The organism is Wolbachia pipientis (genome assembly GCF_023661085.1).
In the GTDB taxonomy this organism is placed as follows: domain Bacteria; phylum Pseudomonadota; class Alphaproteobacteria; order Rickettsiales; family Anaplasmataceae; genus Wolbachia.
Genome location: NZ_JAHDJT010000017.1, coordinates 1 through 13,029 on the forward strand (window position 1 = coordinate 1; position 13,029 = coordinate 13,029).

Annotated in this window: 14 protein-coding genes and 1 tRNA gene; 6 read left to right on the top strand and 9 right to left on the bottom strand. The window is 36.1% G+C overall.

Annotated features, from left to right (window positions below; all coding sequences use genetic code 11):
* Window positions 1-153: 153 nt before the first annotated feature.
* Window positions 154-660, bottom strand: a complete 507-nt coding sequence (locus tag DM84_RS01195; protein ID WP_250777788.1) for a Smr/MutS family protein — start codon at window positions 658-660, stop codon at window positions 154-156.
* Between the two features lie 84 nt (window positions 661-744).
* Between DM84_RS01195 and rlmB the strand changes: the two genes are divergently transcribed.
* The 4 genes from rlmB to DM84_RS01215 all read left to right on the top strand — a co-directional run bounded on the left by rlmB (window position 745) and on the right by DM84_RS01215 (window position 3,586).
* Entirely contained in the window at window positions 745-1,497 is a 753-nt protein-coding gene (gene rlmB, locus DM84_RS01200; RefSeq protein WP_250777790.1) for a 23S rRNA (guanosine(2251)-2'-O)-methyltransferase RlmB, read from the top strand.
* 93 nt (window positions 1,498-1,590) lie between these two features.
* Window positions 1,591-2,313 (top strand): Bax inhibitor-1/YccA family protein, encoded by a 723-nt coding sequence (locus DM84_RS01205; RefSeq protein ID WP_250777793.1) that lies wholly within the window; start codon window positions 1,591-1,593, stop codon window positions 2,311-2,313.
* Complete coding sequence (locus tag DM84_RS01210; protein ID WP_250777794.1) at window positions 2,314-2,850, top strand: cytochrome c oxidase assembly protein; 537 nt, start codon at window positions 2,314-2,316, stop codon at window positions 2,848-2,850.
* A gap of 1 nt (window position 2,851) precedes the next feature.
* Window positions 2,852-3,586, top strand: a complete 735-nt coding sequence (locus DM84_RS01215; RefSeq protein WP_250777796.1) for a ComF family protein — start codon at window positions 2,852-2,854, stop codon at window positions 3,584-3,586.
* Window positions 3,587-3,671: 85 nt separating this feature from the next.
* Here the strand turns inward: DM84_RS01215 and DM84_RS01220 are convergent, their stop codons facing one another.
* The 6 genes from DM84_RS01220 to DM84_RS01245 form a co-directional block, all read right to left on the bottom strand.
* Complete coding sequence (locus tag DM84_RS01220) at window positions 3,672-5,066, bottom strand: Mur ligase family protein (protein ID WP_250777798.1); 1,395 nt, start codon at window positions 5,064-5,066, stop codon at window positions 3,672-3,674.
* Window positions 5,041-6,282 carry a cystathionine beta-lyase gene (gene metC, locus DM84_RS01225; RefSeq protein ID WP_250777800.1) on the bottom strand — a complete coding sequence of 414 codons (1,242 nt, stop codon included), beginning with the start codon at window positions 6,280-6,282 and terminating at the stop codon, window positions 5,041-5,043. The genes DM84_RS01220 and metC overlap by 26 nt, the downstream gene beginning before the upstream one ends.
* Window positions 6,279-6,575, bottom strand: a complete 297-nt coding sequence (locus DM84_RS01230; protein ID WP_250777802.1) for a BolA family protein — start codon at window positions 6,573-6,575, stop codon at window positions 6,279-6,281. Before DM84_RS01230 ends, metC begins: the two co-directional genes overlap by 4 nt.
* Window positions 6,576-6,677: 102 nt before the next feature.
* The gene (dnaK, locus tag DM84_RS01235) at window positions 6,678-8,600 is read right to left on the bottom strand and encodes a molecular chaperone DnaK (RefSeq protein WP_250777805.1); all 1,923 of its coding nucleotides are present in this window, start codon (window positions 8,598-8,600) and stop codon (window positions 6,678-6,680) included.
* Window positions 8,601-8,689: 89 nt separating this feature from the next.
* Window positions 8,690-10,462, bottom strand: a complete 1,773-nt coding sequence (locus tag DM84_RS01240; RefSeq protein WP_250777807.1) for an Rne/Rng family ribonuclease — start codon at window positions 10,460-10,462, stop codon at window positions 8,690-8,692.
* Window positions 10,463-10,612 (bottom strand): hypothetical protein, encoded by a 150-nt coding sequence (locus tag DM84_RS01245; RefSeq protein WP_250777809.1) that lies wholly within the window; start codon window positions 10,610-10,612, stop codon window positions 10,463-10,465. It lies immediately after the preceding gene.
* A 23-nt stretch (window positions 10,613-10,635) separates the two neighbouring features.
* On the opposite strand from DM84_RS01245, the gene rpmG reads away from it, so the two are divergent.
* Together rpmG and DM84_RS01255 are read left to right on the top strand one after the other, a co-directional pair.
* Window positions 10,636-10,836, top strand: coding sequence for a 50S ribosomal protein L33 (gene rpmG, locus DM84_RS01250; RefSeq protein ID WP_250777811.1), 201 nt, complete (start codon window positions 10,636-10,638; stop codon window positions 10,834-10,836).
* Between the two features lie 22 nt (window positions 10,837-10,858).
* Complete coding sequence (locus DM84_RS01255; protein WP_250777813.1) at window positions 10,859-11,143, top strand: helix-turn-helix domain-containing protein; 285 nt, start codon at window positions 10,859-10,861, stop codon at window positions 11,141-11,143.
* Between the two features lie 220 nt (window positions 11,144-11,363).
* On the opposite strand, the gene DM84_RS01260 is transcribed toward DM84_RS01255, so the two are convergent.
* Window positions 11,364-11,436: transfer RNA gene (locus DM84_RS01260), tRNA-Met, on the bottom strand.
* The gene (purB, locus tag DM84_RS01265) at window positions 11,436-12,728 is read right to left on the bottom strand and encodes an adenylosuccinate lyase (protein WP_250777816.1); all 1,293 of its coding nucleotides are present in this window, start codon (window positions 12,726-12,728) and stop codon (window positions 11,436-11,438) included. The genes DM84_RS01260 and purB overlap by 1 nt, the downstream gene beginning before the upstream one ends.
* Window positions 12,729-13,029 lie beyond the last annotated feature (301 nt).

The following is a 13,029-nucleotide window of genomic DNA, read 5'->3' on the forward strand; positions in this document are numbered from 1 at the left end:
TTAAGACATAAAAACGCCAATACTGAAAATAAATACTGACCAGGGCTTCTTTTGCTTTTTTTCTCATCTGGTAAATTTCTTAAATATTTATTACTAAAGTAATTCAAGAGCACGCAGCATTACAGAAACGTCAAGCTTTTTTATACGGGAAGGCTAAGCAACAGGCTTAAAGCCTCTATTTCTTCTTAGCAAAACATAAAAAGCCCCTTTACCACCATGTTTTTTTGTAGCTTGCTGGTGATACAGAATCATGTACTGAATTTTAGTATCATTTAACCACTTATTTAAGTTATTCTTTATAGTATCCGTTTTACCTGTTGTACTACCGTGCCCCGTAATTATCAATAAGCATCTATTCCCTGCCCGATAATTTTTAATGATAAAATCTATCAATTTACTGTAAGCATCCTCTATATTATAGCCATGCAAATCGAGTTTATCGCTTATAGAATATTTACCCCTATCAACCTTTGACTTTGTGTTGTAGTCAAGACAAAATGACAAGCTAACATCGTTGGCATCAAGGAAATTTTCTCGTAAGTTAAAAGTACCTTTACCGGCCATAGGCTTTATATTTACTTTATGATCAACTTTTAAAGTAACTTTTTCAGATTTTATTGGCTTAACATTTTTGTGCCAGTCTAACTCATCACCTGACATAAACGCATTAATTGAATTGTATAATTTTACAACAATATCTAAATATAGTAAAATGTCGTTTATTTTACGATCTTCAATAATACGATGAAATCGTTAAAGGCTAATGAGAGCTTTTGGCTATATGGAAAGCATGCCTGCATGTCAGCACTGAAGAATAAAAATAGGCAGTGTACGGAACTACTGACAACAGAGAACTTCTACGAAGAGCATGAAAAAGAAATTAGGCAATACATAGACAGCAAGGGCATTAAAGTCCAATTAGTAGAAAACAAAACACTTAACAATATTTTGTCCAAAGGTGCTAACCATCAAGGAGTGGCTTTAAAAGTTGCTCCTATTCTTCAGAGCTTAAGCATTGAAGAAATAGCAAACTCAAGCGATAGCTCTACTATAGTAATTTTAGATCAAGTCACTGACACATACAATATAGGATCGATTCTCAGAACATCAGCTTGTTTTAATGTTGATGCAGTGGTTTTACCATACAACCATTCACCAAACGAAAACGCATCTATTGCAAAAGCGGCAAGCGGAGCATTAGATATTGTCCCGCTAATACACGTCACAAACATAGTAAAAACTATGGAATATTTAAAAAAGGTCGGCTGCTGGTGTTACGGGTTTGATGGCGATGCCAAAGAGAATGTAGACGAAATAAAGAGCTTTGGAAAAAAAATAGCGATCATCTTTGGTTCTGAAGAGAAAGGAATGCGGCGGTTAGTTAGAGAAAATTGTGATTATCTTGTAAAAATTCCAATGTCAAACGCAATTGACAGCTTAAATGTTTCGAATGCAGCGGCAATAGGATTATATTCCATCTACATTAGAACAAAATAACTGTACATTAATTGCAATAAAAAGTAATTTTATGCTTGATAAAGATGTAGTTTTGTATTATAATATTATTAAGGGATAAAAGGAGTTATATTTATGTCTTACATGAGAAATGAACAAGACATTCGCTCTCAGGGCGTTTATTATAGTGCTGGGCTTAGGAGTTACCTAACTAAAGTATATAATTATATGGCTTTAGCTTTAGGTGTGACCGGGCTTGTTGCGTTCCTAACGGTATTTTCCGGTCTTTATCAAGTAATTCATTCCAGCCCCATTCTGTTTTGTGGGGTAGCATTTGCTCCACTTGTGCTAGTGGTGTTTGCATACCCTAGAATTCCACATCTTAGCGTTCAGTCCGCATTTACCATATTTTTTACGTTTTCAGTGTTAATGGGGCTTTCTTCATCTTATATTTTTGTACGTTACACTGCAGAAAATATAGCAAGAGCGTTCTTCATTACATCAATTATGTTCGGCTCTATGGCTTTATATGGCAACATTACAAAAAAAGACCTGACCAGTATGGGTTCTTTTTTGATAACGGGAGTCTTGGGGCTATTTATTGCATTCATAGTAAATTTATTTCTTGGAAGTAGTCCTCTCTACTTTGCAATATCATTTATATCAGTAATAGTATTTACCTTATTGACCGCATGTGATGCTCAAAGAATCAAGGATATTTATTATAGGTATAATGATGGCTCAGAAGCTGCAGCCACTAAGTTGGCAATATTCGGTGCAACTGACCTTTATCTCGACTTTATTAATATATTCCTCAATCTACTTAGGTTACTTAACTTGTTTAATAGTAGGGACTAGATGTTCTCCTTTTTAAGGGGGAATAGTAGAAATTCTATAGTTTTCTTTTTGATATCTTTAGTGATATTGATGCTGTGTTTTGCATATGCATCGGTACCACTATATAGCATTTTCTGTAAAGCTACTGGATATGGTGGCACAACGAGAAAAGTAACCAACACAGCGGCGAATATAACTAATCAAAAAATTAGAGTTCATTTTAACGCTGATGTAATGCCGGATTTGCCTTGGGAATTTAACTCAGAAACTAATTATATTGATACAAACATAGGAGAACAAAGTTTGGCTTTTTATTACGCAAAAAACCTATCTGATCAGTCTTCGTTTGGAATGGCAGTGTATAATGTCACGCCTTTCAAAGCAGGCAAATATTTCAATAAAATTGCATGTTTCTGCTTTGAGGAACAAATGTTACTGCCAAAACAAAAAGCAGCGATGCCCGTATCCTTTTATATAGACCCCGAGATAATGCGCGACAATAGCACGAAGGATTTAAGTGAAATAACGCTATCATATACGTTTTTTAGACTTAAATAGTGTGAGTTTTCTACTACTGGAGAAAGCCGTAAATCTCATCTTTCCAAACGTATGTGTGAGTTGTGAATGTATAATTGATAAAAATCATGATCTGTGTGATGAGTGTGGCAAAAAAATCAGCTTTTTAACTAAACATTACTGCAATGTTTGTGGCACAGTAATTTCAGATAACATTTACACGTGCGGTAAGTGCATTGCCAATCCCCCACCGTTTAAAGTGTTAAGGTCAGCTTTTGCTTATGATCAACATAGTAAAAATATGATTATAAATTTTAAATTTTTTGATAATTTAAATTATGTAAAAACTTACGTGAAGTGGATGTACCAAGCTAATTGGGATATATTCCAAGATGCAGAGATTATAATTCCTATACCGCTGCATAAAATGCGCTTGCTTAAGCGTAAATACAATCAAGCGGCATTACTCGCGGGGGAACTCAGCAAGTTATCCAACTTATTTTATGCACCACTTGCGATCAAGCGCCTTCGCCACACCACGCCTCAAGCTGGTCTTTCACTAAAACAGCGTGAAAAAAATTTAACAAGGGCCTTTAAAACAAGCAACAAAGAAATTATCAAAAATAAGATCGTGATATTGGTTGATGACGTGGTGACAACTGGAGCAACCGTAAGGTCTTGCTCTCAAGAAATTTTAAATTCTGGCGCAAGGGAAGTGGGAGTGCTTTCGCTTGCAAGAACGGTGAATGATTGGACCTTTTGCATAAAAAATCAGTAGCCCACCCTTCGGTGTCATCCCAGTGCACCTTTTTCTGTCATCCCAGTGCTTCGACACTGGGATCTAGCTTTCTATATGTGAAAAATCAGTATATTAAGGCATGATTTTTAATAACCTCAACATCGCTGAATGCAAAAGTTTGGTTTCCTATTGTTTGGGATTTTTCATGCCCTTTTCCTGCAACCAGCAGGATCATACCTTTGTTATAGGCAATATCTATGCCTTTCTCTATAGCCTCTTTTCTGTCCCCTACCTCCAGTGCATCAGAACAATGTAGTAAAATATCATGACGAATTTTTGCTGGATCTTCATTACGCGGATTATCATCTGTGACTATCACTCTTTCTGCATACATTTGTGCTATTTTACCCATTTCTGCACGTTTTATTTGATCACGATTTCCACCACAACCAAAAACTAGAACTATTTTTTTGTTAAAGTGCCATTTTAAAGACAACAGAGCTTGTTTAAGTGCACTGGGAGTGTGAGCATAATCTACAACTGTAAAAGTGTTTACTTTTTCCATTTTCCCTGGCGGAGAAACGAGTTTGTCTATACATATCCTTTGATATTCCACCCCAGATGAGATAACTATGCTGATTGCACACAGTAAATTATACGCCTGAAATTGCCCTAGAACTGGAAAAAACGTATCATAAATTTCACCACCGATTTTAATTGTCAGGTGTTGACCACTTTGAGTTGGTATTTGCTTTAATAAAATAATGTCAGAAGCTGTTTTTCCATAAGTTATAACTTTGTTGCCACGTTTTTCTGTTATGTTGAGCAGCTCTCTGTACTCGCCTATATCTGCATTTAATACCGCTGTTTTTTCTTTTGGCAGTACCTCATAAAACAACCTTTTCTTAGCCTCAAAATACTTGCTGATATCCTGATGATAATCTAAATGATCTTGCGAGAAATTTGTAAAAGCCGCAGCAGTGAGCCTAAGTCCATGAATTCTGCATTGGTCAATCCCATGGCTTGAAGCTTCTAACGCTAAGTGCTCTGTGCTTTTATTGTTTATATCACGTAATGTTGCATAAAGGTCCTCTGCATCTGGAGTGGTAAGGCTATTGTCTTCCCTTTCATTATTGATACATGTTCCGAGCGTTCCAATGGACGCAGCATTATAACCTGCATTTTGCCAGATTTGGCGGCAAAACTCTACCACTGAAGTCTTGCCATTTGTACCTGTCACAGCAGCAACATATTTTGGCTGTTTGAATTGATAAAACCTACTAACTATTTTGCTGTATATTTCTTGAGGGTTTGGATGAAAGATGCAGGCATCATGCGCTGCAAAGTTTGCTATTATTGCTGAAGCTCCTATTATGCCGTTCATGCATTTCTCACGTTCCTCTGACACACAAACAAAAAGATAACCTTCTTTAATTCTTTTGGGATTACATGTGACGCCTTTGATTTCAACATCAAAGTTGACGTCAATAATGTTATGCAGTAACTCTCTTAGTCTCACATTCTACTTCATCATTTTTGGTATTTAAACATGGCAATCTTGCTAATGCAGCATTTAAATCAGAGATTAAATCTTCAGGATCCTCTAGTCCACAAAATATTCGCACGAAACTTCCACCATAATCCGAACTCATTACAGATCTTGGCATAGATTTACGATCTATTGGTAATATTAAACTATCGCACCCTCCCCAAGAAGCACCGATGCCAAAAACTTCCATGTGATCAACCATGCAGCTTAGCTCCTCACATGAATATTCTTTATCTAATATTACACTAAACACACCACTTGCTCCTTTGAAGTAACTTCTCCATAGCTTGTGCTGAGGATGAGAAGGAAGCGCTGGATATAAGACTTTTCTGATTTTTAGATGTCTTTCCAGCCATTTTGCCACTGCCATTGCTGTGCTTTGATGCCTCTTCATGCGTGTATGCAATGTTCTAAGCCCCCTGTGTGCAAGATAACAATCGTATGATTGAACAGTGACTCCGTAGTTCTTATAATTCTCATAAAGCAACTTAAAATTTTTTCCTTCAGCAACAATAGCTCCCATCAATAAATCCGAATGACCGGCTAGATACTTTGTAACCGCATACAGCGCAACATCAATTCCATATTCGAGCGGCTTAAATAATAAAGGAGTGGCCCACGAATTGTCGCAAACAGTTACGATTCCGTGTTTCTTAGCAATTTTTACTATGTGTTCTATATTCGAAATTTCAAATGTTACAGAGCCAGGAGTTTCAATCATAATGAGTGAAGTGTTACTTTGAATCAAATCAGCTATATTCTGTGTTGGATCATAAAAAGTCACTTCTATTCCCCTTCTCGGCAGCTCATTTTCGGCAAATCTCCTAAGTCGGTAGTAACTATTATCTTGAATCAGAACATGCGAACCTGCTTTAGTAAAAGTCAAAATAGCGAAAGTAAGTGCAAATAGTCCAGAGGGATAGAGTAATGCCTGCCCCCTACCCTCAATTTCAGCGAGCGCGTTTGAAAGGTAGTGAACAGTGGGAGTACCAACACTACCATAACTATAATCCCTTGCAACGCCATCATTAATCACGTCGTATATACTTTCTCCATTCGCTGCATTTAAGTAGTCCTTGTAAGTAAGAAATAATATGGTAGAAGAATGATAAATTGGCGGGTTCATGGAACCTTTGTAGTCATTGTATTTTCTTCCTGCTTTAACCAACAAAGATTCTTCTTTCACGCTTTTATTGTTTTATTTTTTAAATTGTATTCACTTTGCGTATACAATTGAAGAGAAATTGCATGTACTTGCTCTATCTCACTCTTTAATAATTCATAAATTAACTTGTGCCTCTTTAGAACACTCATTCCAACGAAGTCGTCAGATATTAATATTAATCCAATGTGTGAAGGTAATGTTGAAGGCGAAGAAAAATAGTGATCCGCATGTTTAACAGACTCATCAACAATGTTAACATCAACTACATTTATTGTATTGCATATTTTTTCTTCTATTGCCTTAATAATACCCATACACAGCTCCTGTCATCCAAGCAGTGTAACTACTTGGACCCATATTTCTTTTTTTCTGGATTTCAGCGTCACGCACCGGAATGATAAGAGAGCAGTACGAAACTACTTATTCTCTTCTTTATTATCCACGTCCTGGTAATCAGAATCTACTACTTTTTCTTCTTTGTCATTTGGATTTCCTTCTGACGAAAAGTCACTCTCAGCACTACTTTGTTGAGATTCTTTATACATAGCTTCTCCAAGTTTCATAGATAATTGAGAGAGATTAGTAATTTTCTGCTGTATTGAATCAGTACCATCAATGTTATTAGATTTGCTAGCTTCTTTTAAATCATTCACTGCATTTTCAATGGCAGACTTATCTTCTGGTGAGACTTTATCACCATACTCCCTCAAAGACTTCTCTGTAGAATGAACTAAACTATCTGCCTGGTTCTTCACTTCAATGAATTTCTTACGTTTCTCATCTTCTTGTGCCTTTTCTTCAGCTTCTTTCACCATGCGATTTATTTCATCATCAGACAAACCACCTGAAGACTGAATACGTATTTTCTGCTCTTTTCCAGTAGCCTTATCTTTCGCAGAAACATGTACTATTCCATTTGCATCTATATCGAACGTCACTTCGATCTGAGGAACTCCACGAGGAGCAGGTGGTATTCCTTCCAAACTAAATTGGCCAAGCAGTTTATTATCAACTGCCAATTTTCTTTCACCTTGATGTACCTTAATGGTAACAGCTGTTTGGTTATCTTCTGCAGTTGAAAACACCTGAGATTTTTTAGTAGGAATGGTAGTATTGCGCTCAATGAGTGGAGTGAATACTCCCCCTAGTGTTTCAATACCAAGAGAAAGTGGAGTTACATCAAGCAATAACACGTCTCTTACATCGCCCTGAACAATCCCTGCTTGTATTGCAGCTCCAATTGCCACGACTTCATCTGGGTTTACCCCTCTATGTGGATCTTTACCAAAGAATTCTTTAACTTTCTCTATTACTTTTGGCATACGAGTCATGCCACCAACAAGAACCACTTCACCAATTTGACTAGCAGACAGACCAGCATCCTCAAGAGCTTTTTTGCAAGGAGCCATAGTCCTTTCGATTAAATCGTTCACTAAGCTTTCAAGTTTTGCCCTTGTTAATTTCATATTTAAGTGTTTTGGACCACTTGCATCAGCTGTAATAAACGGTAAATTTATTTCCGTTTCCATTGCACTTGATAATTCAATTTTCGCCTTTTCAGCAGCCTCTTTGATCCTCTGCATAGCCATTGGATCATTTTTTAAATCAATGCCATTACTTTTCTTAAATTCATCCAGTAAATAACTCACCACTGCATTATCGAAGTCTTCACCTCCAAGATGAGTGTCACCATTTGTAGCCTTTACCTCAAAAACTCCGTCACCTATTTCAAGTATTGAAACATCAAATGTACCACCACCAAGGTCATATACCACTATTGTGTGCCCATGTTTCTTATCAAGACCATAAGCAAGAGCTGCAGCAGTCGGTTCGTTAATTATTCTGAGTACATTCAATCCGGCAATTTTCCCTGCATCTTTTGTTGCTTGACGCTGAGAATCATTGAAGTATGCTGGCACTGTTATTACAGCATCCTTTACTTCTTCTCCAAGATAAGCTTCTGCTGCTTCTTTCATATTTTGTAGGATAAACGCACCAATTTGACTAGGGGAGTATTCTTTACCATCTGTTGTTTTAACCCAAGCATCGCCATTTTTTGCTGCAAACACTTTATATGGCACATTTAGATTTTTCATTTCAGGGTCACCATACTTACGGCCTATTAATCTCTTAGTAGCAAAAAAAGTGTTACTTGCATTGGTGGTTGCTTGTCTTTTTGCAGGAGCACCAATCAACCTTTCTCCTGATGAAGTAAATGCAACTATAGATGGAGTAGTTCTTGCCCCTTCTTTATTTTCCATTACCTTTGTATCCTTGCCCTGCATTATCGCAACACAAGAATTTGTCGTTCCAAGATCTATACCTATTGCTCTTCCCATAATGAATACTCCCTTGTATAAATATTATCTGATATAAGAATATATAAGTATAGAACTTGCCAATTACAAGTCCTATTTAGGATTTCTAGTTAGCTGTTAGGGCTCAAAAGACGTGAAAGCCATTTAGTTAACCAAAAATTGCTTTGCAATCTACCTGAATTATCAGCTCTTTCATTGTTACTAGTCTCAATTTTGTAACCAGAGTTTTGCAGTGGTTTACAATCATTTAAATTAACATCATCACCTCGTTTTAAAATAAATGCATCCATACTCAAATTGTTATCAGCACTAACGTTTAATTTAATATTAAACTCTTTTTCGATTGTAAAAACTGTGTCACGTTTATTATTAAAAATATGTGCTATAACTGAACCATGTGCTACCAAATCAAACGACCTATTCCGATTCCTAACAGCAACGTGCTGCAAGTTTCTCAGTATTGATGCAACAATTACTTCATTTGACTTTACTTTCCCAACTCCTTTACAATGTAGGCACTCTGTAGTGTTAATCTCCTGTATGTTTGGTTTAATTCTCTGCCTTGAAAACACCATTAAACCAAAATCATTTATGTAGCTGAACTGAACCCTAGCTTTATCATCCTTGAACGCCTGCCTAATAGCAGATTCAACAGCTCTACAATATTGGTACCTCAACATATCAATAAAATCGACCACTATTAACCCTGATAAGCCTCTTAAATTCACCTGTCTTGATATTTCAGGTACTGCTTCCATATTGGTTCTATAAGCTGTTTCTTCTATACTATCTTCCCCCGTCATTTTCCCTGAGTTTACATCTATTGAAACAAACGCCTCAGTTAAAGTTATTATTAAAGACCCACCGGATGGCAATTTTACTCTATTGCTATATAACTCAGAAATTTGATCCTCAATTCCGTAGTAAGTAAATATCGGAACAAAACCTCTATACAACCTATACCGCAATTTACTACCTTTTAATACATTTCTAGCATATTGCCTTACTGTTTCAAAAGCTTCTTTTCCAGATATTACAACTTCTACATCATTGCTACAGAAATTACGAATAGATTTCATAATCAGATCTGCTTCGTTATAAATCAATGATGGAACATTTACAGAGGAGGCATTTTCTTGAATATTTTGCCACAACGAAGATAAATAATTGTAATCCTGCTCAATTTCTTTTTTACTTTTTCCCGAACCAACGGTCCTTATGATTAAACCTGACCTCTTCGGCAACTCTATTGAATTCAATATATCCTTTAACTGTTTTCTAACATTAACATCTTCGATTCTGCGGGATACACCACCCCTGCTCATGGAATTTGGCATGAAAACACAATACCTACCCACTAAAGTTATGTACGTTGTAAATGAAGCCCCTTTATTACCTCGTTCCTCTTTAGTGAGTTGAACCAACATTTTTTGGTTGACCGAAATAACATCTTGTAATTTATATCTCCTATATAAAGATACCTCCCTTACAAAACCATTACCGGACTCATTAATACTCTTACTAGCTGTAGAATCTGAAGAAGTATTTGCCGATGCACTGTTACCTTCCTCCGTACAATCACCACCTGAATAGTTTTCAAAGAAAGCTTCCTTCTCCTTTTCTGGAATATTAAAGTAATCTGGAGATATTTCGGAAAAGGGTAAAAACCCCTGCTTGTTCTTCCCATATTCAATAAATACAGCTTGCAAAGAAGGCTCTATACGCTTTACATGAGCAACATATATGTTGCCTCTTAACTGCCTTTTTTCCTTGAATTCTTGTTCAAACTCTACAACCCTGTTGTCTACTGACAAAGCAACTCTAACCTCATCAGAGCAGATAGAATTTTCTATTAATAGTAACCTTTTACCACTATTTGCCACTTATTTACCGTTTGCCTTTCGTTCTGAAGTTAACTTTATGCTACTCAACACACTGCTTATTGTCAAGAATTTTGCAATATATTTGTAATCTACATCGCTTAAAGACACAAAATAGTTGACTTTTGGTGTTTCATACAATACACTTAACACAGAATTTATATTATTGTATAAGTATGGCAAAAAAAAATGCTTCTTTGCTTGTTAAGCTAGTTAGCAGCGCAACTAAGATAACAAGCACTGGTGAAGAAAAATCAACAGGTTACTTTTATGTAAAAAAGCGTAATCCTAAAAAGCTTACTAGAAAATTGGAGTTCAGAAAGTATGATCCAGTAGTCAGAAAGCACGTATTATTTAAAGAAGAAAAACTAAAGTAATTTTATAAGGAAGTTTATTATTATGCAAGGTTTACAGTTAAGTTACCCCATAGTGGTAGAATTGGGCGATATAAAAGGTACAAAGCTAAAGTTAATAAAGATTGTTGCACGATTAATAAATAAGAGATTCAGAACACAAAAGAAAGCAGCTGCTGCTCTAAAGATTGATCAACCTAAAGTATCTCAAATTAATAAGTCAAAAATTGAAGGGTTCTCTTTAGAATACTTGCTTAACTTATTAGTTGCACTGGATCAAAACATACACGTGAAAATAAAGTATAATCTCGAACCTGCAAAACCTGCATAATATAAAGCGAATAAGGCTTCTTATTCGCTTTAATTTACAGTGTATGTTGCTAATGATATCCAAAAAAATTTTCATAAAGTATACTACTAATAGTTTTTTAGGCTAACGACAATAAGTCAAACGTATAGAATACCGCATTATCTTATTTTTTGTAAAAATGAAATATATTTACAGCTGCATAGCTCGGCCTTCTTGAATATCTTATTGAATGCAGTTTAAGTGGCTGAGGAGGGACTTGAACCCACGACCAAGAGATTATGATCCTCCTGCTCTACCAACTGAGCTACTCAGCCTAATCAAAGACCTTGTTATATATATGGTCTATATGCTTTGTATAATAAGCAAAATCAAACAAAGATTCAAGTTTTTCAGAGTCAATAATTCCAAGTAAAGATTTATCTTGTTTCAATTCGGACAGAAAATCACTGTTGCCTTGTTTCACTTTCATTACATTGCTCTGAACAATTTTATATGCTTCTTCTCTAGTTAGACCACTATTCACTAGCTCAAGCAATACACGCTGTGAGAAAATTAAACCTTTTGCTGAATTTAAGTTCTTTTCAATGTTTTCCTCATTAATTACTAATTTATCTATTAAATCTGTCAATCGCACTAAAGCAAAATCCATTGCTATGCAAGCATCAGGAGCAATACATCTTTCCACAGACGAATGTGATATATCTCGCTCGTGCCACAATGCAACATTTTCCAGTGCAGGAAACACATAGCTACGTATTAACCGCGAAAGTCCAGTTAGATTTTCACTTAAAATAGGATTACACTTGTGTGGCATAGCAGAGCTTCCTTTCTGCCCAGTGGAAAAATATTCGGAAACTTCGCCAACTTCAGTTCTTTGTAAATGACGAACTTCAACGGCAACATTTTCCATTGAACTTGCAATCACCCCTAAAATTGAAAAGAACACAGCGTGCCTATCACGGGGAATTACTTGAGAAGATATAGTTTCAGGTATAAGTCCCATTTTTTCTGCTACATATTCTTCAACAAATGGATCAACATTCGCAAAATTGCCTACTGCACCTGATATTTTGCAAGTTGAGATCTCTTTTTGTACGTTAATTAGCCTTTGGTAGCCGCGTTTAAATTCTGCATAAAACCTGGCAAATTTTAACCCAAGTATAGTCGGTTCTGCATGCATTCCGTGACTACGTCCAACACACACAACACCTTTGTAATCCTCAGCTTTTTTTTTCAATGCCGTAAGTAAATTTTTTAGATTTTTAAGTAGAATATCACACGACTCTTTTAGCTGCACAGCAAGACACGTGTCCAAAACATCAGAACTCGTCATTCCATAGTGGAGATAACGAACATCAACTCCCACTTTTTCAGCAATGTATGTGAGGAAAGCTATAACATCGTGTTTTACAGTAGATTCGATTTCGTTGATCCGCTTAATATCAAACTCGATAGTGCCAGAGAGTCTTTCAGCAACATCATTTGAAACCGCTCCTAACTCTGCTTGAGCTTCGCACGCTAATTTTTCTATTTTGAGCCATATGTTAAACTTGTTGTTGTCCTCCCAAATGGAAGACATTTCTTTACGACTATAACGAGGAATCACTAAATGACCTCCTTTTCATTTTTGAGTACCAGTAGGCTTTGTTGCACAGCAACTAAAAAACTTGATAGTTGCTGACAAAATTCATTATGGGATAGTCGTTTAACCATTAAAGAAAAAATATGTTACAAAAAATAAAAGTCAGCAACCAAAATGAATATAACAAATTTTTCGAGGAAGGGGGACATATTTTTCACTTCGTTGATAGACTTCTCACATAACTTAGGCTAAGCAGAAAAAAAGACAATAAAACCCCGAGTGGCGAGTTTTGACTCTATAATACTGTAAATTGGCGCTATAATAA